Here is a 23,808-nt window from a genome sequence, read left to right as displayed (position 1 = left end):
GGTGGTCAGCTCGGTGAAGCTGAAGATGAAGCAGGTGTACATGGTCGCCACCAGCAGGGTGGTGACGAGAAAGCCCAAGGTCCCGGCGCTACCCCAGCCATAGCTCCAGCCGAAGTATTCGCCGGAGATCACCAGGCCGACCGCGATTCCCCAGAGGTGCAGCGTGCCCAGCGTGGGCTTGAGTTGTGTGTTCATGCGTTTCTCCCTGAACGGTTTGGATACTGCTCGGCTCAGGGGATTGCAGTGGGCGTGCCAGCCACCGGGGTCGCGTCGTTATCTGCGAAAAGCTGTCGTATCGAGGACGTTTCGCCGATGTTCGCCTGGGTTTCGACTTACTTTGGTGCGGGACCGGGCGTTTATGGCGCATCGGGACTAGATTTACCGATCACCGGGTCCCGGTCCGCCCCGGGTTCCGCTACAATGCGCGCCGATTTCGACTTGCCAGAGAGCCCGCCCATGTCCGCCTGCCAGACGCCTATCATCGTCGCCCTGGATTTCCCCTCCCGTGACGCCGCCCTGAAGTTGGCCGATCAACTGGACCCGAAGCTGTGCCGGGTCAAGGTCGGCAAGGAGCTGTTCACCAGCTGCGCGGCGGAAATTGTCGGCACCTTGCGTGACAAGGGTTTCGAGGTGTTCCTCGACCTGAAATTCCACGATATCCCCAACACCACGGCCATGGCGGTCAAGGCGGCGGCGGAGATGGGCGTGTGGATGGTCAATGTGCATTGCTCCGGCGGCCTGCGCATGATGGCGGCGTGCCGCGAGGTGTTGGATAAGCGCAGCGGCCCGCAGCCGTTGTTGATCGGCGTGACCGTGCTGACCAGCATGGAGCGCGAGGACCTGGCCGGTATCGGCCTGGATGTCGATCCGCAGGTGCAGGTATTGCGTCTGGCGGCCTTGGCGGAAAAGGCCGGGCTGGATGGCTTGGTGTGCTCGGCCCTGGAAGCCACGGCGCTCAAGAGCGCCCATCCGGGCCTGCAACTGGTGACCCCGGGGATTCGTCCGGCGGGCAGCGCCCAGGATGATCAGCGCCGTATCCTGACCCCGCGTCAGGCCCTGGATGCCGGTTCCGATTACCTGGTGATTGGTCGCCCGATCAGCCAGGCGGCCGATCCGGCCCAGGCCCTGGCGGCGGTAGTGGCCGAACTGGCCTGATAAGGGGCCTGTCGCGAGTCATGGGCGGATGTCCGATGACTCGCGATAGGTACTAGCTGGAAACGCGCTGATTCAAACCTTCAACACCAGCTTGCCGAAATTCTCCCCGCTGAACAGCTTCATCAGTGTCTCCGGAAAGGTTTCCAGTCCTTCGACGATATCTTCCTTGCTCTTGAGCTGGCCCTTGGCGATCCAGCCGGCCATTTCCTGTCCGGCGGCGGCGAAGCGACTGGCGTAGTCCATCACCACGAAGCCTTCCATGCGCGCGCGATTGACCAGCAGTGCCAGGTAATTGGCCGGGCCTTTCACCGCTTCCTTGTTGTTGTACTGGCTGATGGCGCCACAGATCACCACGCGGGCCTTGAAGTTCAGGCGGGTCAGCACCGCGTCGAGAATATCGCCGCCGACGTTATCGAAATACACGTCCACGCCTTTCGGACATTCGCGTTTCAGGCCGGCACCGACGTCCTCGCTCTTGTAGTCGATGGCCCCGTCGAAACCCAGTTCGTCGATCAGGAACTGGCACTTCTCGGCGCCGCCGGCAATTCCGACCACCCGGCAACCCTTGAGCTTGGCAATCTGCCCGGCAATGCTGCCGACCGCGCCCGCCGCGCCAGAGATCACCACGGTTTCGCCGTCTTTCGGCGCACCGACATCCAGCAGGGCGAAGTAGGCGGTCATGCCGGTCATGCCCAGGGCGGACAGGTAACGCGGCAATGGCGCCAGTTTCGGGTCAACCTTGTAGAAACCCTTCGGCTCGCCGAGGAAATAATCCTGTACCCCCAGGGCGCCGTTGACATAGTCGCCGACGGCAAAGCCCGGATGGTTGGACGCCACGACCTGGCCGACCCCCAGGGCGCGCATCACCTCGCCAAGACCCACTGGCGGGATATAGGACTTGCCCTCGTTCATCCAGCCGCGCATGGCCGGGTCCAGGGACAGGTATTCGTTCTTGACCAGGATCTGGCCCGTGCCTGGCTCACCCACGGGCACTTGCTGGTAGGTGAAGGTCTCGCGGGTCGCTGGGCCGACCGGGCGCTTGGCCAGCAAGAATTGGCGATTGTTCTGGGTGGTCATGGCAGGCACTCGAAGATCAATGAAGCCTTGTTGATAGACCCTCATCGCGCAGACGGCAAGTTTTGCAGACAAGGCGAATAGGGCGCGATCCAGTTCAATGATGAAAGGTCGTATGAACTTATCACTGCAATGCATAAGCCATTAACCGGGCTTCTGATAGTGCTGCCGCGACAGCCACCGTGCTGGCTAGACTGAGAGCACAGCAGCCCTTTCGTATTGCATTGAGGACATAATCATGAGCATGACGTTTTCCGGCCAGGTAGCCCTGGTGACCGGCGCGGCGGCCGGCATTGGCCGTGCGACGGCCCAGGCGTTTGCCGCCGAAGGCCTGAAGGTGGTCGTTGCCGACCTCGATGTCAGCGGCGGTGAGGGTACGGTCGAGTTGATCCGCGCGGCGGGTGGCGATGCCGTGTTCGTGCGCTGCAACGTCACTCAGGAAACCGATGTGCAGAACCTCATGGCACAAGCGGTGAGCGCCTACGGACGGGTTGACTACGCCTTCAACAACGCCGGTATCGAGATCGAGAAAGGCAAGCTGGCCGACGGCACCCTGGACGAGTTCGACGCGATCATGGGGGTCAATGTCAAAGGCGTCTGGCTGTGCATGAAGCACCAGTTGCCGCTGATGTTGGCCCAGGGCGGTGGCGCCATCGTCAACACGGCCTCGGTGGCCGGCCTGGGTGCGGCACCGAAGATGAGCATCTACGCGGCGTCCAAGCATGCCGTCATCGGCCTGACCAAGTCGGCGGCCATCGAGTACGCGAAGAAGAAAATCCGCGTCAATGCCGTCTGCCCGGCGGTGATCGATACCGACATGTTCCGTCGCGCCTATGAGGCCGATCCGAAGAAGGCCGAGTTTGCCGCGGCCATGCATCCGGTCGGGCGCATCGGCAAGGTCGAGGAGATCGCCAGTGCGGTGCTTTATCTGTGCAGCGACGGTGCTGCTTTCACCACTGGACATGCCCTGGCCGTGGACGGCGGAGCCACCGCGATTTGAGCTGTCGCTCGCTTCGTCCGGCTCCGTAGCCCTTTTGCAAGGAACCCGCCTAATGGCGGGTTTTTTTATGTCCGCCGGTGTTGGAAATACGGTCGGTGCATTCGCCTCGGGTTGTCAGTCGGTGTCTTCAGGGCCCGGCGGGCGGGCCTTCCAGGGCGTGGTTGAGAGGCTTTTTGTGCAAGCAAGGCCCCCGGGCTTTTGTGTTTAACTGTTTAACGAGAAATAACAATGGGTTGGAGCGTCAAACACAATGGATTTGGAAATTGATCGGCAGGCGCTGGTCCCCGTCGTGCAGCAAATCGTCAATGCCGTGATCGAGTGGATTCGCTGCCAGCGCGCGGGGCCCGGGACTCGCCTGCCATCCGTTCGACAGTTGGCCAAGGACAACTCCCTCAGCCAGGCGAATGTCCTGGAAGCCTGCCAGCGGCTGGTGGCGCAAGGCGTGCTGACACCGCGCAACGGCTCGGCCTTTATTGTCTCGGATGCCCATGGCGACACCCGCGACAGCGTCGAACCACAGTGGTACGAGGGGCTGGAAACGGAGTGGGGGGCGTTCAGCGAACACCCCCTGGGCGAGTTGAAACTGGGCTGCGGCTGGGTGCCCGAAAGCTGGCGTGAGAGCGATGACATCGCCTATGCCATTCGCCAGGTCAGCCGTACGCAGATGCATGGGATGTTCAACTACAGCACGCCCCTGGGGCTGCAGGCATTACGCCAACAAATCCAGAAGCGCCTGGCGCAAAAGGGCATCCCGTGTGCACCCGAGCAGATCCTGACGACCCATGGCGTCACCCAGGCGCTGGACCTGCTGGTACGCCACCTGCTCAAGCCGGGTGACTGCGTACTGGTGGAAACACCGGGTTACGCCAACCTCTACAAACTGCTGGCGTTACAGGGGGTCAAGCTGCTGGAGGTGCAACGGACCCATTCCGGGCCGGACATGGAACAGTTACGCAAGCTGTTGCAGCAGCACCGTCCGCGCTGTCTGTTCATCAACAGCCTCTACCACAACCCGACGGGTACCAGCCTGACCCTGGCGGTAGCCACGCAGTTGTTGCAGTTGGCCCAGGCCCATGACTTCCTGATCGTCGAAGACGCTATCTACAGCGATCTGCAAAGCGGGCCCGGCGTCCAGTTGGCGGCGCTGGACAGCAGCCAGCGGGTGATCTATGTGGGCGGCTTCTCGAAAACCCTGAGCAGTTCGCTGCGAGTCGGTTTTGTCCGTGCCCGGGGCGAACTCATCCAGCGCCTGGCGCAAGTGAAGATGATCACCAGCCTCGGCGCCTCGCGTTTTGCCGAATGTGTGGTTGCCATGCTGCTGGCCAATGGCACCTATCGCAAGCTGGTCCAGCGCCTGCGCCAGCGCCTGAGCGTGGAGCGGGTCGCCACCCTGGATACCTTGGAGAGAGCGGGCTGGGAAGTGTTTGCCGAGCCCGCCGGCGGCATGTTCATCTGGGCCCGCAGTCCGGAGTTTCCCCTGGCGCAAGTCCTGTCCCATGCGCGCAAGCTTGGGGTGTTGCTGGCCCCGGGCGATGCCTTTATGCCGCCAGGCACAACCAGCGACTGGCTGCGGATAAATGTGGCCTATGCTTCAGATCTGCGCGCACAGAAGTTCTTCCGTCTGCTGGGTGGCGCCGAATCGACCTCGACCATCCTGAAAGCGACGCGGATGTAGCTTTTGGCCATTATTCCGGCGCCAAAGGCTTGTGCTTTACCCGTCCCGATTGCGAATCTGCATGAATCTTGAATGGGCGTGTGCACCTTCAGCATTCTAATCGGGGATTAAGCGCCATGATTTCTGCCGTGCAAGGACGTTTCGCCAATCTCGGTATGGCCAAGAAACTGGCCATCGGGTTTGCCCTGGTATTGCTGCTGACCGGTCTGGTGGCGGCGATCGGTGTCTGGTCCTTGCAAACCATCAGCTTGCGCTTCGATGGACTCAAGCAGATGTCTTCGCTCAACAGCGAATTGCTTCGGGTCCGTTTGCTCGAGCAGGAATATGCGCTGCATTCGGACCCCAAGACCGTTGATGCCCTGCACCAGGGTGTCGACGGCCTGTTGGCGCAGGCGCAGGTCCTCAAGGCGCAGTCGGCGGCCAACGTACCGGTCATGACCGATGTCGAGCAGGCCCTGGGCGCTTACCGCAAGGCGTTCGACGAGTTTGTCGAGTTGACCCAGACCAAAGACCTGGCGCTGGAAATGGCCAGTTGGTCGGTGGCCAGCGTGGCCAACAACCTGGATGTGCTCCAGGCCGGCTTGTCCGATGACGGCACCTATGCCCTCAAGGACACCCAGGGCAAGGAGGGCAAGGAGTTTGTCGAGCAGGCCGGCCAGGTCAGCCATGTCTCGCAATTGATGCTGCAGGCGATGAACGAGGCCCGGGTGCGCCTCGACCAGAGTCGCAAAGGCGATGAAGAGAACGAGAACAAAGGCAAGATCGAGCAGGCCGACCAGGCCTTGGCCCAGGTGGAGCAACTCAAGACCGCGGTCAAGGACCCGGGCTATCAGACGGTGCTGACCGAGGTCAGTGGCCATATCGCCAGCTTCGGTGAAAAGCTCGCCGAATACACCGGCCTGCTGGAGCAGGAGAAAAAGGTTTACCTGCAATTGCATGAGCGCGCGGCCCAGGTGGTGGCGCGGGTCAACCAGGCCTACGCCGCCGAAGACCAGTCGATGCAGGCCGAGTTGAAGAAGAATTCGCTGTTGATCATCGGTTCGTCGGCCCTGGCCTTGCTGGTCGGCCTGGTGGCGTCATTGGTGATTACCCGTCTGATTGTCGCGCCGTTGCGCAGTGTGATTCAGGTGGCCCAGCAGATTGCCGCCGGTGACCTGACCGGTAATCGGGTGGAGGTCCGTCGCCGCGATGAAATCGGCCAATTGATGCTGGCCATGCAGCAGATGGGTGTGGGCTTGAGCGGTATCGTCAGCGGGCTGCAGGCGGGGATCGAGCAACTGGCGACCTCGGCGCATTCGTTGTCGGCGGTCACCGAACAGACCAACCTGGAAGTCAGCAGCCAGAAGGAAGAGACCGAGCAGGTCGCCACCGCGATGAACCAGATGACGGCGACGGTGCACGATGTTGCGCGTAACGCCGAAGAAGCCGCCCAGGCGGCGCAGACCGCCGACGACAAGGTCGATAGCGGCCAGCAGGTGGTACGCCAGAGCATGCAACGGATCGAGCAGTTGGCGGATTCGGCCAGTTCGGCGAGCCTGAGCATCGAAAGCCTCAGCGCGGAAATCCAGAATATCGGTACCGTGCTTGGGGTGATCAAGAGCGTCGCCGAACAGACCAACCTGTTGGCCCTCAACGCGGCCATCGAGGCGGCCCGGGCCGGTGAGCAGGGTCGTGGTTTTGCCGTGGTGGCCGATGAGGTCCGGGCCCTGGCCAAACGTACCCAGCAGTCCACCGAAGAGATTGAGCGTCTGGTCAGTGCCTTGCGCACCGCGGCGCAGGCCTCGGTGCATCAAATCCAGAGCAGTGGCGAGCTGGTCAAGCTGGCGGTCAGCGATGCGTTGCAGACCGAGAGCGCGCTGGGCAGCATTGCCGCGGCGGTGTCGCTGATCCAGCAGATGAACCAGCAGATTGCGGCGGCGGCCGAGGAGCAGAGTTCGGTGGCCGAAGAGATCAACCGTAGCGTGACCAGCATCCGCGCCAGTGCCGATCAGTCGGCGTTGGCGATGCAGGGCAACGCGGCTTCAAGCATCGAGCTGGCGCAGTTGGGGATGGAATTGAAGGGGATGGTCGGGCATTTCCGGATCTGATGCCTGGCTGAACGCTACGCTGTTCCTGTAGGAGCCAGCTTGCTGGCGATGACGTCCGCTAGAGCGATGCAAGACTTGCTGGCCTCATCGCCAGCAAGCTGGCTCCTACAGGTTTTTCGGTGTCTTCGGAATCCTGTTGCTCAGGCCTTGCGCCCATTCAGGATCATCAGCGTCAGCACCCCCGCGACGATCCCCCAGAAGGCCGAACCCACCGAAAACAGCGTGAACCCCGATGCCGTCACCATAAAGGTGATCAGCGCCGCTTCCCGCTCCTTGGGCTCGTTCATGGCCAGGTTCAAGCCGTTCATGATCGAACCGAACAGCGCCAGCGCCGCGATCGACAGCACCAGTTCCTTGGGCAGCGCGGCAAACAGCGCCGCCAGCGTGGCTCCGAAAGTTCCGGCGATCCCGTAGAAAATCCCGCACCAGACGGCCGCCGTGTAGCGCTTGCTCTTGTCCTCATGAGCATGGGGCCCGGTGCAAATCGCCGCGCTGATGGCCGCCAAGTTGATCCCGTGGGAGCCAAAGGGCGCCAGCAGCAGCGAGGCGATCCCGGTCACGCTGATCAACGGCGAGGCGGGCACGTTGTAGCCGTCGGCGCGCAGCACGGCGATGCCGGGCATGTTCTGCGAGGTCATGGCCACCACGAACAGCGGAATACCGATGCTGATGGTCGCCGCCAGGGAGAATGACGGCGTGGTCCATACCGGCGTCGCCACTTCCAGGTGGAAGCCGCTGAAATCCAGCAACCCCAGCAGTCCCGAGAGGGCGCTGCCGACCAGCAGGGCGGCGAGCACGGCATAACGTGGCGACAGGCGCTTGATGATCAGGTAGCTGAAGAACATCCCCAGTACCAGCCCGGTGCGATGCTGCGCGGCGACGAAGATCTCGCTGCCAATCTTGAACAGGATGCCCGCCAGCAGCGCCGCCGCCAGTGAAGAGGGCAGGCGCTTGACCAGCTTCTCGAAACTGCCGGTCAGGCCGCAAATCGTCACCAGCAGTGCGCAGGTGATGTAGGCACCGATCGCTTCGCCGTAGGTCACCCCGGACAGGCTGGTGATCAACAGCGCCGCACCGGGTGTCGACCAGGCGATGGTGATCGGCGTGCGATAGCGCAGGGACAGGCCGATGCTGCAAATCGCCATGCCGATCGACAAGGCCCAGATCCACGAAGAGATCTGGCCGCTGGTCAGCCCCGCGGCTTGCCCGGCCTGGAACATCAGCACCAGGGAGCTGGTGTAGCCGGTCATCATCGCGATAAAACCGGCGACTATCGCGGAGGGCGAAGTGTCGGCCAAGGGGCGCAGGCGTGCCTGGGTGAGGTCGGTCATGGGATGGCATTCCTTGTACAGGGGAAACAAGCGGTAACAGTCTAGGTAGACTAAACGCAAAGGTGATCGCTGATTGCAATACAGCCGGCGTGGCAAACAGCCGTACAGTCGTGTTGGCACCCGGCTTTGTGTACAATGTGCCATGCTTTTACGCGCTACTTGTCAGTGACCCGCTGTGCCGTTCGCCAGTCGGGGTCCATTCGCCGCCGTCTCCGATCCGAGTGACCATGAACGAACAGTTGCAACCCCTCAAGAAACAACCGCGCGCCGGCAAGTCCGGTCGCACCGGGACCCAGGACGATATCGTCTACGCGCATATCTTCGAGGCCATTCTCGAACAGCGGCTGGCGCCCGGGACCAAGTTGAGCGAAGAGGCGCTGGGGGAAATTTTCGGGGTCAGTCGCACCATCATTCGTCGCGCCTTGTCGCGTCTCGCCCATGAAGGCGTGGTGCTGTTGCGGCCGAACCGTGGCGCGGTGGTGGCCAGTCCCAGTGTCGAGGAAGCCCGCCAGGTGTTCCTGGCCCGGCGCATGGTGGAGAAGGCGATTACCGAACTGGCGGTTTTGCACGCCACGGCCGAGGAGCTGGCGCTGTTGCGGCAGATGGTCAACGACGAGCGCGACAGCTTTTCCCGTGGTGATCGTGGGGCGGGGATCCGCCTTTCCGGCGAGTTCCACCTCAAGTTGGCGGAAGCGGCGAAGAATGCCCCGCTGATCAGCTTCCAGCGCAGCCTGGTGTCGCAGACTTCGTTGATCATCGCCCAGTACGAAAGCGGTAATCGCTCGCATTGCTCCTATGATGAACACACCCAGTTGATCGATGCCATCGAGGCCCGGGATGCGGTGCTGGCGGTGGATCTGATGATGCACCACATGGACCATATCGACAGCAAGCTCAACCTCGATGAGGAGAGTGCCTCGGATGACCTGCATGCGGTGTTCTCGCACCTGTTGCTGGCGAAGAAGCCGGGGCGGTCTGGGGCAAAGCTTTAAGTTGTGGGGCCCTGGGACTGTGGTCTGAGGCGGTCCTTGTAGGAGCCAGCTTGCTGGCGATGCGATCTGATGGTCGACATCACCGTCGCCTGGAAAACCGCTATCGCCAGCAAGCTGGCTCTACAGGTTATGTGTTGTCGATGAGATCGGGGACGCTCAGCGCTGGTGCACCAGATTCCCCGCCGCATAAGTCTGCTTCACCGTCCGGTCATCCCCCAGCGTCATCAGCACAAACAAAGTCTCGGCAATGTTCCTGGCCTGCTTCAGGCGGTAACTGAGCAGCGGCGTGGCGTGGTAATCCAGCACCAGGAAGTCGGCATCGCTGCCCGGTTGCAGGCCGCCGATCTTGTCTTCCAGGCGCAACGCCCGGGCACCGCCGAGGGTTGCCAGGTACAGCGACTTGAACGGACTCAACCGCGCCCCTTGCAGTTGCATCACCTTGTACGCCTCGTTCAACGTCTGCAGGATCGAGAAACTCGTCCCACCGCCCACGTCCGTGCCCACGCCGACATTCAACTTGTGCCTCTCCGCCATCGGCAGGTTGAACAAACCGCTGCCGAGGAAGAAGTTCGACGTCGGGCAGAACGCCACCGCCGAGCCGGTCTGCGCCAGGCGGGCGCACTCGTCGTCACACAGGTGCACACCGTGGGCGAACACCGAGCGCTCGCCGAGCAGTTGGTAGTGGTCATAGACATCCAGATAACCCTTGCGCTCCGGGAACAGCTCCTTGACCCATTGCACTTCCTGCAGGTTCTCACTGATGTGGGTCTGCATGTACAGGTCCGGGTATTCCCCCAGCAGTTGGCCGGCCAGGGTCAATTGCTCCGGCGTTGAAGTCGGCGCGAAACGTGGTGTCACCGCATAGTGCAGGCGACCCTTGCCGTGCCAGCGCTCGATCAGCGCCTTGCTCTCCAGGTAGCCGGACTCGGCGGTGTCGGTCAGGTAGTCCGGCGCGTTGCGGTCCATCATCACCTTGCCGGCGATCATCCGCAGGTTGAGCTGCTCGGCGGCCTCGAAGAACGCCTCCACCGATTGCGGGTGCACGCTGCCGAAGACCAGCGCCGTGGTGGTGCCGTTGCGCAGCAGCTCCTTGATGAAAATGTCCGCGACTTCCTCGGCATGGGCCCGGTCGGCGAACTGGCTTTCGCAGGGGAAGGTGTAGGTGTTCAGCCAGTCCAGCAGTTGCTCGCCATAGGCGCCGACCATGCCGGTTTGCGGCAGGTGGATATGGGTGTCGATAAAACCTGGGGTGATCAGGGCATCGATGTAGTGGATGACTTCAACGTCGGCGGGCAGGGTCGGCAGCAGATCGCTGGCCGCGCCCAGGGCGCTGATGCGGCCGTTTTCGACCAGCAGCAGGCCGTCTTCGAAATATTCATAGGACGCCTCGATGCCGACCACGGCCGGATCGGCGAGGCTGTGCAGGAGGGCGGCGCGGTAGGCTTTGCGGGTCGAAGGCATGGGCTTTCTCAGTTTGTGGCCTGGCTGCGGCGCGAAGCCGGCAGCAGTTTGGCAATGGGTTCGGCGCTGGCGCTGTGCTGGCCGAAATTCGCGTTATAGGTGGCGATGATCTCGCCGGCGATGGAGATGGCGATCTCCACCGGCAGCTTGCCTTTGACTTCGGCCAGGCCCAGCGGGCAGCGCATGCGTTGCAACACGCTGGCGTCGAAGCCGCGCTCGCGCAGGCGGTGTTCGAACTTGACCCGTTTGGTCTTCGAGCCGATCAGGCCGAAGTAGGCGAAGTCGTTGCGCTTGAGGATCGCGGCGCTGAGCTCCAGGTCGAGTGGGTGGTTATGGGTCATGACGATGCAGTAGCTGCCGGCGGGCAAATGCTCGATTTCGTCCACCGGTTCCTCGCTGATGATCTTGCGCACGCCGTTGGGGATCTGCGCCGGAAATTCCTGCTCGCGGGAATCGATCCAGCGTATCCGGCAGGGCAGGCTGGCAAGCAGGGGGACCAGGGCGCGGCCGACATGGCCGGCGCCGAACACGGCGATTTCCGCCTGGACCTGGCCCATGGGCTCGAACAGCAACACCGTGACCCCGCCGCAGCACTGGCCAAGGCTGGCGCCGAGCGTGAAGCGCTCCAGATGGGGGCCCCGCTGGCCGCTGGCGAGCATCTCGCGGGCGATCTGCATGGCCTTGTATTCCAGATGGCCACCGCCGATGGTGTCGAAGGTGCTGGCGGCGCTGACGACCATTTTCGAACCGGCATTGCGCGGTGTCGAGCCGAGCTCTTCAATGATGGTCACCAGTACGCAGGGTTCACCCTGGTTCTGCAGGTCGGCGAGGGCGCTGATCCAGTAGTTCATAGGCACCTCTGTGTTGTCTGTTCGGTCGCTTTCGCGGGCAAGCTCCGCTCCCACAGGTTATCGGTTGCACTCAAGTGTTGCGGCTTGACACAAATACTGTGGGAGCGGAGCTTGTCGGGTCGCCGCACCGCCGCGAAGCTTTTCATGGTGAGACCCACTCGATTTCGCTACTCAAGGCCTGCTCCGCCTTGACCCGACGCATCTGCTCACAGCCCCACAACACCCGCTCCGGCGTCGCCGGGGCATCGATCTTCGGCTGGACCCGATAGTCCGCCAGGCTCGCCACCGCATCCTTGAGCGCGCACCACACGGCAATCCCGAGCATGAAGGGTGGCTCGCCGACGGCCTTGGAATGGAACACCGTGTCTTCCGGGTTTTTGCGGTTCTCAACCAGCTTGACCCGCAGGTCCAGCGGCATGTCGGTCACCGCCGGAATCTTGTAGCTGGCCGGGCCGTTGGTCATCAACTTGCCCTTGGCGTTCCACACCAGCTCTTCCATGGTCAGCCAGCCCATACCCTGGACGAAGCCGCCTTCCACCTGGCCGATATCGATCGCCGGGTTCAGCGAGGCGCCGACATCATGCAGGATGTCGGTGCGCAGCATCTTGTACTCGCCGGTCAGGGTATCGACGATCACCTCGGCACAGGCCGCACCATAGGCGAAGTAATAGAACGGCCGCCCCCGGGCCTGGCTGCGGTCGTAATAGATCTTCGGTGTCTTGTAGAAGCCGGTACTCGACAGCGACACCTGGGCGAAATACGCCTGCTGGATCAGTGTCTCGAAGGTCAGGATCTGCTCGCGCACCCGCACATGGCCGTTGCGAAATTCCACGTCCGCCTCGCTGACCTTGTAGTGCCGCGCGGCAAATTCCACCAGGCGCTGCTTGATGATTTCAGCGGCATTCTGCGCTGCCTTGCCATTCAGGTCGGCGCCGCTGGAGGCGGCGGTGGGCGAGGTGTTCGGTACCTTGTCAGTGTTGGTGGCGGTGATCTGCACCCGGTCGATTTCCACCTGGAACACCTCGGCCACCACCTGCGCGACCTTGGTGTTCAAGCCCTGGCCCATCTCCGTGCCGCCGTGGTTCAGGTGGATGCTGCCGTCGGTGTAGACATGCACCAGCGCCCCGGCCTGGTTGAGAAAACTGGCGGTAAACGAGATACCGAATTTCACCGGCGTCAGCGCCAGGCCTTTTTTCAGCACCGGACTGTGGGCGTTGTAGCGGCGAATGGTTTCCCGCCGCTCGGCGTACTGGCTGCTGGCTTCCAGTTCGGCGGTCATTTCCTCGAGCATATTGTGCTCGACGGTCTGATAGTAATGGGTGACGTTGCGCTCGGTCTTGCCGTAATAGTTGGCCTTGCGCACCGCCAGCGGATCTAGGCCCAGATGCCGGGCGATGCTATCCATCACCTCCTCGATGGCGACCATGCCCTGCGGGCCGCCGAAGCCACGATAGGCGGTGTTGGAAGCGATGTTGGTCTTGCAACGATGGCCGTTGACGGTGACGTCGCCCAGGTAATAGGCGTTGTCGGCATGGAACATCGCCCGGTCGACAATCGACGCCGACAGGTCCGGCGAGCAGCCGCAGTTACCCGCCAGTTCCAGGTTGATCCCATGCAGGCGGCCGCTGCTGTCGAAGCCGACGTCGTACTCGATATAGAAGGGGTGGCGCTTGCCGGTCATCAGCATGTCTTCGACCCGGGGCAGGCGCATTTTGGTCGGTTGCCCGGTCAGGCGCGCCACTACCGCACAGAGGCACGCCGGGCTGGCGGCCTGGGTTTCCTTGCCGCCGAAACCGCCGCCCATGCGCCGCATATCGACCACGATCTTGTTCATCGACACGCCCAGCACCTCGGCCACCAGCTTCTGCACTTCGGTGGGGTTCTGGGTCGAGCAGTAGACAAGCATGCCGCCGTCTTCGGTGGGCATCACCGAAGAGATCTGGGTTTCCAGGTAGAAGTGCTCCTGCCCACCGATATGCAGGTTGCCCTGGATACGTTGTTCGGCAGTGGCCAGGGCGGCGGCTGAATCACCGCGCTTGTGGGTGTGGCTGTCGAGCACGAAGTGACGCTTGCGCAGGGCCTCGACCACATCCAGCACCGGCTCCAGGTCTTCGTATTCGATCAGCGCGGCCATGGCCGCCTGGCGGGCGGTATCCAGGTCGCGGGCGGCCACGGCCAGCACCGGTTGGCCGACGAATTCGACGATATCGATGGCCAGCAACGGGTCGCCCGGCAGCAACGGACCGATGTCCTTGAGACCGGGAATGTCTTCATGGGTAATGACGATGCGCACCCCCTCGAAGGCGTAGCACGGCGCGGTGTCGATGCTGAGGATGCGCGCATGGGCACGGTCGGACATCCGCGCATAGACGTGCAGCTGGTTGGGGAATTCCAGGCGGTCGTCGATATACACCGCCTCGCCGGCGACGTGCTTGTCGGCGCTGTCGTGCTTGACGCTGCGACCGATGCCGGTGCGCAGGTCGCGGGCGAACAGTTCGGCCATCTCGGCCTGGGTTTTTTCCACGGCATGAGGGTTAGACATAAGCGGTCACCCGAGTCTCGATGTGCGGTGTTTGCAGCTCGATGAAGTACTTGCGCAGCAGATTGCGGGCACTGAGCAGTCGGTATTCCTTGCTGGCGCGGAAGTCCGAGAGCGGGGTGAAGTCCTCGCCCAGTGCCGCGCAGGCACGTTCCAGATTGTCCTGGTTCCAGGGCTGGCCGACCAATGCGCGCTCGCAGGCGCGGGCCCGTTTGGGGATCGCCGCCATGCCGCCGAAAGCGATCCGTGCCTCGGCCACGATGCCGTTTTCCAGGCGCAGGTTGAAGGCCGCACAGACTGCCGAAATATCGTCGTCCAGGCGCTTGGAGACCTTGTAGGCACGGAACTGCCACGCGGCATTGGCCCGGGGCACGCAGATGCTTTCGATGAACTCGCTGTCCTGGCGGGCGGTGACCCGGTAATCGATGAAATAGTCTTCCAGCGCCAGGGTGCGAGTGCTGTCGCCCTTGCGCAGTCGCAGCTGCGCGTCCAGTGCGATCAGCAGCGGTGGCGAATCGCCAATGGGCGAAGCGTTGCCGATATTGCCGCCGAGGGTGCCCTGGTTGCGGATCTGCAGCGAGGCGAAGCGTTGCAGCAGTTCGCCGAAGTCCGGGTACTCGGCCTTGAGGGCGGCGTAGCAATCGGAGAGCGGGGTGGCGGCGCCGATTTCCAGACGGTCGTCGAAGGTCTCGATGCGCTTGAGTTCGGCCACGTTGCCGACATAGATCATCACCGGCAAGGGGCGGTGGAACTGGGTAACTTCCAGCGCCAGGTCGGTACCGCCGGCCAGCAGGCGGGCTTGCGGATAGGAATCGTAGAGCGCGGCCAGGTCGGCGACCGTCAATGGCACCAGGCAGCGCTTGTCGCCGCTGTTCAGTTCCGCGGTTTCAGTCGGCGCGATGGCTTTGAGGCGAGCGATGGTTTCGGCTTCGCGAGCATCGAACTGGTCAGCCGGCTTGTTGCAGCAGACGCGCTCCGCGGCGGCCAGGATCGGCCGGTAGCCGGTGCAGCGGCAGAGGTTGCCGGCCAGGGCTTCATGGGCCTTGTGGCGGTCCGGTGCGTCGCTGTTCTTTTGCAGGGCGAACAGCGACATCACGAAGCCCGGCGTGCAGAAGCCGCACTGCGAGCCATGGCAGTCGACCATGGCTTGTTGCACGCTGTGCAGTTGGCCCTGATGCTTGAGGTCTTCGACGCTGATCAGTTGCTTGCCGTGCAACGACGAGACAAAGGTCAGGCAGGAATTGAGGCTGCGATAGCGGATCTGATCGTGCCCCGCCGCGTCGCGGTGCAACTCGCCGACCACCACGGTGCAGGCGCCGCAGTCGCCGCTGGCGCAGCCTTCCTTGGTACCGGGTTTGCCCAGGTGCTCGCGCAAGTACTCGAGCACCGTCAGATTCGGGTCCAGGGCGTGCTCGCGACGGAGTTCCTGGTTGAGTAAAAACTGGATCACGGAAGGCCTCGCAGACTCATTATTGTTGTTGACCGATGAGCCGAATTTAGTGATATCTGACTTTTTGGTCAACAAATATCTGACCTGTGGGTCAGGAAAATCTCGCGATTGAAAGCATGGAGTGCTTTCTCCCAGTTTAGCTGCTGAAATATTTGCGGGATTCGTGCCAAATTCCACCCTTGCGGCCCTGCGCCACCGCGTATCAAGTGCGCTACACTGCGCCGCTTGCACAGATCGAAGATTTTGAAGGAAAACCATGACGTTCAAGGCGCCGGACAGCCTCGCCGAGCAAATTGCTCACCACCTCGCCGAACGCATCATTCGCGGCGATCTCAAACCCGGGGAGCGCATCCAGGAACAAAAGGTCACGCTGGCGCTCAATGTCAGCCGTGGCTCCGTACGCGAAGCGCTGCTGATTCTCGAGCGCCGCCATCTGATCGCCATCCTGCCCAGGCGCGGCGCTCATGTCACCGAACTCACCGCGCACAAGGTGCAGAGCCTGTGCACCCTGATGAGCGAGTTGTATATCCTGCTGGGCAACGCCGTGGCGCAACGCTGGAGAGAACAGGCCGACCTCGCGCCGTTCCTGCAATTGCAACAGCGCCTGAGCGCCAGCTTTGAACGCGAGGACATTCGCACCTTCGTCGAAGACAGCTTCAACGTGATGCGCGCCGCCTTTCCGTTCGCCGACAACCCGTACCTGCAGGAAACCGTCGAGAACCTGCAGCCGGCCATGAGTCGTGCCTATTACCTGGCGCTGGAGCGGCGCAAGGCGGAAATGAGCGAATACCTGAACCTGTTTGCGCAACTGCTGGCCGCTGTCATGGCCCGCGATCTGCCGTTGATCCGCACGGTCCTGGCCAGCTACGCGCAGCGTAGCTGCGACATTGTCCTGTCTGCCCTGGCGGTCGACTAAGCGTGCGGCTCAAGTGCATCAAGTTGGCGGGGTTCAAATCCTTCGTCGACCCGACCACGGTGAACTTCCCCAGTAATATGGCGGCGGTGGTCGGTCCCAACGGTTGCGGCAAGTCGAACATCATCGACGCGGTCCGCTGGGTGATGGGCGAGAGCTCGGCGAAGAACCTGCGCGGCGAGTCGATGACCGACGTCATCTTCAACGGCTCCACCAGCCGCAAGCCGGTGAGCCAGGCGAGCATCGAACTGGTGTTCGACAACTCCGACGGCACCCTGGTCGGCGAATACGCCGCCTACGCGGAAATCTCTATCCGCCGCAAGGTCACCCGCGACAGCCAGAACAGCTATTTTCTCAACGGCACCAAATGCCGGCGTCGGGATATCACCGATATCTTCCTCGGCACCGGCCTGGGCCCGCGCAGCTACTCGATCATCGAGCAGGGGATGATCTCCAAGCTGATCGAAGCCAAGCCCGAGGACCTGCGCAATTTCATCGAGGAAGCGGCGGGCATCTCCAAGTACAAGGAGCGCCGTCGCGAGACCGAAAACCGCATTCGCCGGACCCATGAAAACCTCGCGCGCCTGACCGATCTGCGCGAAGAGCTGGAGCGCCAGCTCGAACGCCTGCATCGCCAGGCCCAGGCCGCCGAGAAGTATCAGGAATACAAGGGCGAGGAGCGTCAGCTCAAGGCCCAGCTGTCGGCCCTGCGTTGGCAGGCGCTGAACGAACAGGTCGGCCAGCGCGAAGCGATTATCGGCAACCAGGAAATCAGCTTCGAAGCCCTGGTGGCCGAGCAGCGTAACGCCGATGCCAGCATCGAACGCCTGCGCGACGGGCACCATGAGCTGTCCGAACGCTTCAATCTGGTGCAGGGGCGCTTCTATTCGGTCGGCGGCGATATCGCCCGGGTCGAACAGAGCATCCAGCATGGCCAGCAGCGTCTGCGCCAGTTGCAGGACGACCTGCGTGAAGCCGAGCGTGCGCGCCTGGAAACCGAATCGCACCTGGGCCACGACCGCACTTTGCTGGCGACCCTCGGTGAAGAGCTGGCGCTGATTGAACCCGAGCAGGAACTGGCCAGCGCCGCCGCCGAAGAGGCCGCCGCCGCGCTGGAAGAGTCGGAAACCACCATGCACGGCTGGCAGGAGCAGTGGGATAACTTCAACCTGAGCTCGGCCGAGCCGCGGCGCCAGGCCGAAGTCCAGCAGTCGCGCATCCAGCAGTTGGAAACCAGCATGGAGCGCCTGGCCGAACGCCAGCGGCGTCTGGCCGAAGAGCGCGGCTTGCTCTCGGCGGACCCGGAAGATGCGGCGATCCTCGAACTCAGCGAGCAGTTGGCCGAGAGCGAACAGACCCTGGAAGATTTGCAGGCCAGCGAAGAAGGGCAGGTCGAGCGTCTGGAACAACTGCGCCAGGACTTGCAGCAGGCCATGCAGGACCAGCAGCAGGCCCAGGGTGACTTGCAGCGCCTCAATGGTCGCCTGGCTTCCCTGGAAGCCTTGCAGCAGGCGGCGCTCGATCCGGGCACCGGTACCGCCGAGTGGCTGCGTGAACAACAACTGGCACAGCGTCCGCGCCTGGCTGAAGGCCTGAAGGTCAAGGCGGGTTGGGAGCTGGCGGTGGAAACCGTGCTCGGCGCCGACTTGCAGGCCGTACTGGTGGATGATTTCGCCGGCCTCGACCTGGCAGGCTTCCAGCAGGGCGACCTGCGCCTGCTCAGCCCCGCGGCGGACGGCACCCGGGTGCCGGGCAGCCTGTTGGAGAAGGTCGAGGCGGATATCGATCTGTCGCCCTGGCTGGGGCAGGTCAAACCGGTCGAAAGCCTTGAGCAGGCCTTGGCCCTGCGTGGCCAGTTGGCGGCCGGGGAAAGCCTGATCAGTCGCGACGGTTTTTGGGTCGGACGGCATTTTCTGCGGGTCCGGCGGGCCAGCGAGGCCGAGAGCGGCGTGCTCGCCCGCGGCCAGGAAATCCAGCGCCTGGGCCTGGAGCGTGAAGAACGTGAAGAAACCCTGGCCAGCCTAGAAACCCGCTTGCAGACCCTGCGCGCCACCCAGCGCCAGCAGGAGACCGGCCGCGAACACCTGCGCCGCCTGCTGCAGGATGAAGCCCGCCAGCAGGGTGAGCTCAAGGCCAAGCTGTCCGCCGGCAAGGCCAAGGTCGAGCAACTGCAATTGCGCCGCAGCCGTCTCGATGAAGAGCTGGGTGAGCTGGCCGAGCAACGTGCCCAGGAACACGAAGAAGTCGGTGAAGCGCGCCTGCAACTGCAGGAGGCCCTCGACACCATGGCCGTCGACACCGAGCAGCGCGAGTTGCTGCTGGCCCAGCGCGACAGCCTGCGCGAGCGCCTCGACCGGGTTCGCCAGGAAGCCCGCCAGCACAAGGACCATGCCCACCAATTGGCGGTGCGCCTCGGTTCCCTCAAGGCTCAGCACGATTCCACGCGCCAGGCCCTGGAACGCTTGGAATTGCAATCCGAGCGCCTGAGCGAAAAGCGCGAGCAACTGAGCCTGAACCTGGAGGAGGGCGAGGCGCCGCTGGAAGAGCTGCGTCTCAAACTCGAAGAGTTGCTCGACAAGCGCCTGAGCGTCGACGTCGAACTCAAGACCGCACAGATCGCCCTGGAAGACGCCGACCGCGAATTGCGTGATGCCGAAAAGCGTCGCAGCCAGGCCGAGCAGCAGTCACAGCTGATTCGTGGCCAGCTCGAACAGCAACGCATGGAATGGCAGGCCCTCAATGTACGGCGCAAGACCTTGCAGGACCAGTTGCTGGAAGACGGCTACGACCTGCACGGCGTACTCGCTACCTTGACTGCCCAGGCCAACGAGAAAGAGGCCGAAGAAGAGCTTGAGCGCATTGCCGCGCGCATCCAGCGGTTGGGCGCGATCAACCTCGCGGCCATCGACGAATACCAGCAACAGTCCGAGCGTAAACGTTACCTGGATGCCCAGAACGCCGACCTGGTGGAAGCCCTCGATACCCTGGAAAATGTCATTCGCAAGATCGACAAGGAAACCCGCAATCGCTTCAAGGACACCTTCGACCAGATCAACGCCGGGATACAAGCTTTGTTTCCAAAAGTCTTCGGTGGCGGCAGTGCCTACCTGGAGCTGACCGGCGATGATCTGCTCGACACCGGGGTCACCATCATGGCGCGGCCCCCGGGCAAGAAGAACAGCACCATCCATTTGCTCTCCGGTGGCGAAAAGGCCCTCACCGCCCTGGCCCTGGTGTTTGCCATCTTCAAACTGAATCCGGCACCGTTTTGTATGCTCGACGAAGTTGACGCGCCGCTGGATGACGCTAACGTTGGACGGTATGCCCGACTTGTCAAAGAGATGTCACAAACGGTGCAGTTCATCTATATCACCCACAACAAGATCGCCATGGAAATGGCTGATCAACTGATGGGGGTGACCATGCACGAGCCGGGTTGCTCACGCCTGGTGGCGGTGGATGTGGAGGAGGCCATGGCCCTGGTGGACGCCTGAAATGTCCGCTGATGAGGCAAAGATATTCGGGGCGTAAGGGGATTTCCTTGGGCATTGTGGGAACTAGCACGGATCCTTGGGGACTTATAAATGCAAGCCTGTACGACAGACGGTGTAAAGTTTCCTTGTGTCGTGTTAATTTAATGTCAAATTTTCTTGTGCGTGGGAAAAAAGGCCTGTCAGAACATAGAGTTGGCGCCACGCTTTAAAGGGTTTTCAGCCCTTTCTTCATAGAACCATTTATTTAGAGGCACGGGATTACATGGAAATCGGTCTGCGCGAGTGGCTGATCGTCATCGGCATCATAGTGATTGCCGGTATTCTTTTCGATGGCTGGCGCCGCATGCGCGGTGGCAAGGGCAAGCTCAAGTTCCGTTTGGACCGGAGCCTGTCCAATCTGCCGGATGAGGATACCAGCGCCGAATTGCTGGGCCCGGCCCGTGTGCTGGACACCCACAAGGAACCTGAGCTGGACGAGCATGACCTGCCGTCCGTCAGCATGCCGGCACGCGAGTCTCGCGAGAAACCGTCCAAGCGCGGCAAGCGTGGCGCCGAACCGAGCCAGGGCGATTTGAACCTGGATCTGGACGCAGGCCCGAGCTTCAGCAGCCGCGATGACGACTTCCCCGCGGAAGGCAACAAGCCGGCGGCGCGTCAGGAAAAGGAACAGCCGAGGGCGGAAGAAGTGCTGGTGATCAGTGTGATCAGCCGCGACGCCAATGGCTTCAAAGGTCCTGCGTTGTTACAGAACATCCTCGAAAGCGGCCTGCGTTTCGGCGAGATGGATATTTTTCATCGTCACGAAAGCATGGCCGGCAATGGCGAAGTGTTGTTCTCGATGGCCAACGCGGTGAAGCCGGGCGTGTTCGATCTCGACGATATCGACCACTTCACCACTCCAGCGGTGAGCTTCTTCCTCGGCCTGCCGGGCCCGCGTCATCCGAAGCAGGCATTCGACGTCATGGTCGCCGCCGCTCGCAAATTGTCACAAGAGCTCAATGGCGAACTGAAGGACGACCAGCGTAGTGTGCTGACCGCCCAGACCATCGAGCACTACCGTCAGCGCATCGTCGAGTTCGAACGTCGCGCCTTGACCCAGAAGCGCTGAGTGGTTGAGCGCTTTGCGCTCAGCGCCAGCACGCCGGCTCCTACCGCACTAACATATTGAGCAGCCTCGGCTGCTCTTTTGCTTTATGAGAGAACTCCATGACCGCCGCCCATACCCGGATTCTAGAGCTGCGCGCTGAACTGGATCAGCACAACTACCGTTACCACGTCCTCGACGAGCCGAGCATTCCGGACGCCGAGTACGATCGCCTGTTCCATGAGCTCAAGGCCCTGGAGGCCGAGCACCCGGATCTGGTCAGCGCCGATTCGCCGACCCAGCGCGTCGGCAGCGCCGCGCTGTCGGCGTTTACCCAGGTCCGTCATGAAATCCCCATGCTGAGCCTGGGCAACGCCTTCGAAGAAACCGACATGCGCGAGTTCGATCGCCGGGTCAGCGAAGGCCTCGACCTGCCGGCCGGCGACCTGTTCGGTGGTGGTGCTGAGGTCGAATACAGTTGCGAGCCCAAGCTCGACGGCCTGGCGGTCAGCCTGCTGTACCAGGACGGCGCGCTGGTTCGTGGCGCCACCCGTGGCGATGGCACCACCGGCGAAGACATCAGCGTCAACGTGCGCACCGTGCGCAACATCCCCCTCAAGCTCCACGGCAGCGGCTGGCCGGCGACCCTGGAAGTGCGCGGCGAGGTCTTCATGTCCAAGGCCGGCTTCGAGCGCCTGAACGCCTCGCAGTTGGAAGCGGGCGGCAAGACCTTCGCCAACCCGCGCAACGCCGCGGCTGGCAGCCTGCGCCAGCTGGACTCGAAGATCACTGCCAGCCGTCCGCTGGAGTTCTGCTGCTATGGCCTGGGCCAGGTGTCCGCCGAAATTGCCGACACCCATATCGGCAATCTCCAGCAACTCAAGGCCTGGGGCATGCCGGTCAGCCGCGAATTGAAGCTGGCGAAAGGGATCGGCGAGTGTCTGGATTATTACCGCGACATCGGTGAGCGGCGTAACGCGTTGCCGTATGAAATCGACGGCGTGGTGTTTAAGGTCAACAGCCTGGCGTCCCAGCGTGAACTGGGTTTCCGCGCCCGCGAACCGCGCTGGGCGATTGCCCACAAATTCCCGGCCATGGAAGAACTGACCGAACTGCTCGATGTGGAGTTCCAGGTCGGTCGTACCGGCGCCGTCACCCCCGTGGCCCGACTGAAGCCGGTCAAGGTTGCGGGCGTGACCGTGTCCAACGCCACCTTGCACAACATGGACGAAGTGGCCCGCCTGGGGCTGATGATCGGTGACAGCGTGATCATTCGTCGGGCCGGCGATGTGATTCCGCAAGTGGTGCAGGTGGTCACCGAACGGCGTCCGGAAAATGCCCGCGCCGTGCAGATCCCGGAAAGCTGCCCGGTGTGCGGCTCCCATGTCGAGCGCACGCAGCTGGTCAAACGCAGCAAGGGCCGCGAGACGATCAGCGAGGGCGCGGTGTATCGCTGCGTCGGCCGGCTGGCCTGTGGCGCGCAGCTCAAGCAGGCGATCATCCACTTCGTCTCCCGTCGGGCCATGGACATCGAAGGCCTGGGCGACAAGACCATCGAACAACTGGTGGACGAAAAGCTGATTGCTTCGCCGGCGGACCTCTACATCCTGAAGTATGAACAGCTCGTCGACCTCGAAGGCTTTGCCGAACTGTCGACGCGCAACCTGCTGGAGGCGATTGCCGACAGCAAAAAGCCGAGCCTGGCGCGGTTTATCTATGCCCTGGGCATTCCCGATGTGGGCGAGGAAACGGCCAAGGTCCTGGCGCGTACCCTCGGCTCGCTGGAGCGGGTCATGCAGGCCCTGCCGTCGGTACTGACCTACCTGCCGGATGTCGGCATGGAAGTGGCCTACGAGATCTGCAGCTTTTTCGAAGATGAACACAACCGCACGGTCATAGCGCAACTGCTGGAACGCGGTCTGGAGTTGCAGGACCAGGGCGAATTGGGCGCCGAGTTTGCTGCCAGCACTACCTTGGGTGGGTTGATCGCCAAGCTGGATATCAGCTCGGTGGGGCCGACGGCGGCGGAAAAGCTGGCGGCCAAGTTCGGTTCGGTCGAAGGCATTATCGCGGCGGACTGGCTGGATTTGCGTCAGACATTGAGTGAAAAACCGGCCAACGCCGTGCGGGAATTCTTCGCCAAGCCGGGGAATGCCGAGCATGCTCTGGCGATTGAAGCGCAACTGCGTGCTTTTGGCATGCATTGGCAGAGCGAGAGAAAGGCGGTGGAAGGCTTGCCGCTGACGGGGCAGACCTGGGTGCTGACTGGCTCGCTGGAGCTGATGAGCCGCGATGTGGCCAAGGACAAGCTGGAAAGCCTGGGGGCCAAGGTGGCGGGCTCGGTCTCGGCCAAGACTCACTGCGTGGTGGCGGGTCCGGGGGCGGGCTCGAAACTGGCCAAGGCCAACGAGCTGGGGCTCAAGGTGCTGGATGAAGAGGCGTTTGTGGCGTTCCTGAAAGGGCATGGCATCGAGGTCTAAGTTTTTACGCCAGCGCCGAGCACAGCGCGATCCCGTGTAGGCGCCGGCTTGCTGGCGATGGCGTCCTTGAGATTGCCAAAAGCTTCGCGGGCAAGCACCGCTCCCACATTGGATATCGAGTCGCATGCAAGTTCTTGGTTCGACACTAAACATTGTGGGAGCCGGATTTATCCGCGAAGAGGCCCTTGAGGCCGCCAAAAGCTTCGCGGGCAAGCACCGCTC

General features: G+C 62.5%; 15 protein-coding genes and 2 pseudogenes. 10 read left to right on the top strand and 7 right to left on the bottom strand.

Going from position 1 to position 23,808, the window contains the following annotated elements; all coding sequences use genetic code 11:
• A pseudogene (locus tag AC07T0_RS27525) lies at nt 1-195 on the bottom strand (ethanolamine permease); the annotation flags it as partial.
• A 261-nt stretch (nt 196-456) separates the two neighbouring features.
• Here AC07T0_RS27525 and pyrF point away from each other — a divergent pair.
• Nucleotides 457-1,155 carry an orotidine-5'-phosphate decarboxylase gene (gene pyrF / locus AC07T0_RS27520; RefSeq protein WP_495004138.1) on the top strand — a complete coding sequence of 233 codons (699 nt, stop codon included), beginning with the start codon at nt 457-459 and terminating at the stop codon, nt 1,153-1,155.
• Nucleotides 1,156-1,227: 72 nt separating this feature from the next.
• On the opposite strand, the gene AC07T0_RS27515 is transcribed toward pyrF, so the two are convergent.
• On the bottom strand, nt 1,228-2,232 hold the full coding sequence (locus AC07T0_RS27515) for an NADP-dependent oxidoreductase (RefSeq protein ID WP_495004137.1): 1,005 nt from the start codon (nt 2,230-2,232) through the stop codon (nt 1,228-1,230).
• Nucleotides 2,233-2,467: 235 nt separating this feature from the next.
• Between AC07T0_RS27515 and AC07T0_RS27510 the strand changes: the two genes are divergently transcribed.
• The 4 genes and pseudogenes from AC07T0_RS27510 (at nt 2,468) to AC07T0_RS27495 (ending at nt 6,991) form a co-directional block, all read left to right on the top strand.
• On the top strand, nt 2,468-3,229 hold the full coding sequence (locus AC07T0_RS27510; protein WP_495004136.1) for an SDR family oxidoreductase: 762 nt from the start codon (nt 2,468-2,470) through the stop codon (nt 3,227-3,229).
• A 250-nt stretch (nt 3,230-3,479) separates the two neighbouring features.
• A complete protein-coding gene (locus AC07T0_RS27505) occupies nt 3,480-4,904 on the top strand; it encodes an aminotransferase-like domain-containing protein (RefSeq protein WP_495004135.1) in 1,425 nt (474 codons plus the stop codon).
• A gap of 116 nt (nt 4,905-5,020) precedes the next feature.
• Nucleotides 5,021-6,121 (top strand): annotated as a pseudogene (locus tag AC07T0_RS27500) (HAMP domain-containing protein); the annotation flags it as partial.
• The gene (locus AC07T0_RS27495) at nt 6,110-6,991 is read left to right on the top strand and encodes a methyl-accepting chemotaxis protein (RefSeq protein ID WP_495004140.1); all 882 of its coding nucleotides are present in this window, start codon (nt 6,110-6,112) and stop codon (nt 6,989-6,991) included. The pseudogene AC07T0_RS27500 and the gene AC07T0_RS27495, both read left to right, overlap by 12 nt.
• Nucleotides 6,992-7,131: 140 nt before the next feature.
• Here AC07T0_RS27495 and AC07T0_RS27490 read toward each other — a convergent pair whose 3' ends face one another.
• A complete protein-coding gene (locus tag AC07T0_RS27490) occupies nt 7,132-8,322 on the bottom strand; it encodes a benzoate/H(+) symporter BenE family transporter (protein ID WP_495004134.1) in 1,191 nt (396 codons plus the stop codon).
• A 227-nt stretch (nt 8,323-8,549) separates the two neighbouring features.
• Between AC07T0_RS27490 and AC07T0_RS27485 the strand changes: the two genes are divergently transcribed.
• A complete protein-coding gene (locus tag AC07T0_RS27485; protein WP_495004133.1) occupies nt 8,550-9,314 on the top strand; it encodes a GntR family transcriptional regulator in 765 nt (254 codons plus the stop codon).
• 156 nt (nt 9,315-9,470) lie between these two features.
• On the opposite strand, the gene guaD is transcribed toward AC07T0_RS27485, so the two are convergent.
• The 4 genes from guaD to xdhA all read right to left on the bottom strand — a co-directional run bounded on the left by guaD (nt 9,471) and on the right by xdhA (nt 15,615).
• Entirely contained in the window at nt 9,471-10,775 is a 1,305-nt protein-coding gene (guaD, locus tag AC07T0_RS27480; RefSeq protein WP_495004132.1) for a guanine deaminase, read from the bottom strand.
• 8 nt (nt 10,776-10,783) lie between these two features.
• Nucleotides 10,784-11,626, bottom strand: coding sequence for a xanthine dehydrogenase accessory protein XdhC (gene xdhC, locus AC07T0_RS27475; RefSeq protein ID WP_495004131.1), 843 nt, complete (start codon nt 11,624-11,626; stop codon nt 10,784-10,786).
• A gap of 142 nt (nt 11,627-11,768) precedes the next feature.
• Nucleotides 11,769-14,168 carry a xanthine dehydrogenase molybdopterin binding subunit gene (gene xdhB, locus AC07T0_RS27470; protein WP_495004130.1) on the bottom strand — a complete coding sequence of 800 codons (2,400 nt, stop codon included), beginning with the start codon at nt 14,166-14,168 and terminating at the stop codon, nt 11,769-11,771.
• A complete protein-coding gene (xdhA, locus tag AC07T0_RS27465) occupies nt 14,161-15,615 on the bottom strand; it encodes a xanthine dehydrogenase small subunit (RefSeq protein ID WP_495004129.1) in 1,455 nt (484 codons plus the stop codon). Before xdhA ends, xdhB begins: the two co-directional genes overlap by 8 nt.
• 256 nt (nt 15,616-15,871) lie before the next feature.
• Between xdhA and AC07T0_RS27460 the strand changes: the two genes are divergently transcribed.
• From AC07T0_RS27460 to ligA, 4 genes are all read left to right on the top strand, one after another.
• Nucleotides 15,872-16,531, top strand: coding sequence for a GntR family transcriptional regulator (locus AC07T0_RS27460; RefSeq protein ID WP_495004128.1), 660 nt, complete (start codon nt 15,872-15,874; stop codon nt 16,529-16,531).
• 2 nt (nt 16,532-16,533) lie between these two features.
• Nucleotides 16,534-20,022, top strand: a complete 3,489-nt coding sequence (gene smc / locus AC07T0_RS27455; RefSeq protein ID WP_495004127.1) for a chromosome segregation protein SMC — start codon at nt 16,534-16,536, stop codon at nt 20,020-20,022.
• A gap of 262 nt (nt 20,023-20,284) precedes the next feature.
• Nucleotides 20,285-21,130 (top strand): cell division protein ZipA, encoded by an 846-nt coding sequence (gene zipA / locus AC07T0_RS27450; protein ID WP_495004126.1) that lies wholly within the window; start codon nt 20,285-20,287, stop codon nt 21,128-21,130.
• A gap of 98 nt (nt 21,131-21,228) precedes the next feature.
• A complete protein-coding gene (gene ligA, locus AC07T0_RS27445) occupies nt 21,229-23,586 on the top strand; it encodes an NAD-dependent DNA ligase LigA (RefSeq protein ID WP_495004125.1) in 2,358 nt (785 codons plus the stop codon).
• Nucleotides 23,587-23,808: the final 222 nt, after the last annotated feature.

It is taken from the genome of Pseudomonas sp. GW821-FHT04D07 (assembly GCF_059420225.1).
Note: the sequence above shows the minus strand (reverse complement) of the source record. Positions and strands in the feature narration are given on the sequence as shown.

Excerpts from the sequence above, each read along its gene's own strand:
- pyrF (WP_495004138.1), top strand. The coding sequence starts at position 457 with ATGTCCGCCTGCCAGACGCCTATCATCGTCGCCCTGGATTTCCCCTCC.
- AC07T0_RS27515 (WP_495004137.1), bottom strand. The coding sequence starts at position 2,232 with ATGACCACCCAGAACAATCGCCAATTCTTGCTGGCCAAGCGCCCGGTC.
- AC07T0_RS27510 (WP_495004136.1), top strand. The coding sequence starts at position 2,468 with ATGAGCATGACGTTTTCCGGCCAGGTAGCCCTGGTGACCGGCGCGGCG.
- AC07T0_RS27505 (WP_495004135.1), top strand. The coding sequence starts at position 3,480 with ATGGATTTGGAAATTGATCGGCAGGCGCTGGTCCCCGTCGTGCAGCAA.
- AC07T0_RS27495 (WP_495004140.1), top strand. The coding sequence starts at position 6,110 with ATGCTGGCCATGCAGCAGATGGGTGTGGGCTTGAGCGGTATCGTCAGC.
- AC07T0_RS27490 (WP_495004134.1), bottom strand. The coding sequence starts at position 8,322 with ATGACCGACCTCACCCAGGCACGCCTGCGCCCCTTGGCCGACACTTCG.
- AC07T0_RS27485 (WP_495004133.1), top strand. The coding sequence starts at position 8,550 with ATGAACGAACAGTTGCAACCCCTCAAGAAACAACCGCGCGCCGGCAAG.
- guaD (WP_495004132.1), bottom strand. The coding sequence starts at position 10,775 with ATGCCTTCGACCCGCAAAGCCTACCGCGCCGCCCTCCTGCACAGCCTC.
- xdhC (WP_495004131.1), bottom strand. The coding sequence starts at position 11,626 with ATGAACTACTGGATCAGCGCCCTCGCCGACCTGCAGAACCAGGGTGAA.
- xdhB (WP_495004130.1), bottom strand. The coding sequence starts at position 14,168 with ATGTCTAACCCTCATGCCGTGGAAAAAACCCAGGCCGAGATGGCCGAA.
- AC07T0_RS27460 (WP_495004128.1), top strand. The coding sequence starts at position 15,872 with ATGACGTTCAAGGCGCCGGACAGCCTCGCCGAGCAAATTGCTCACCAC.
- zipA (WP_495004126.1), top strand. The coding sequence starts at position 20,285 with ATGGAAATCGGTCTGCGCGAGTGGCTGATCGTCATCGGCATCATAGTG.
- ligA (WP_495004125.1), top strand. The coding sequence starts at position 21,229 with ATGACCGCCGCCCATACCCGGATTCTAGAGCTGCGCGCTGAACTGGAT.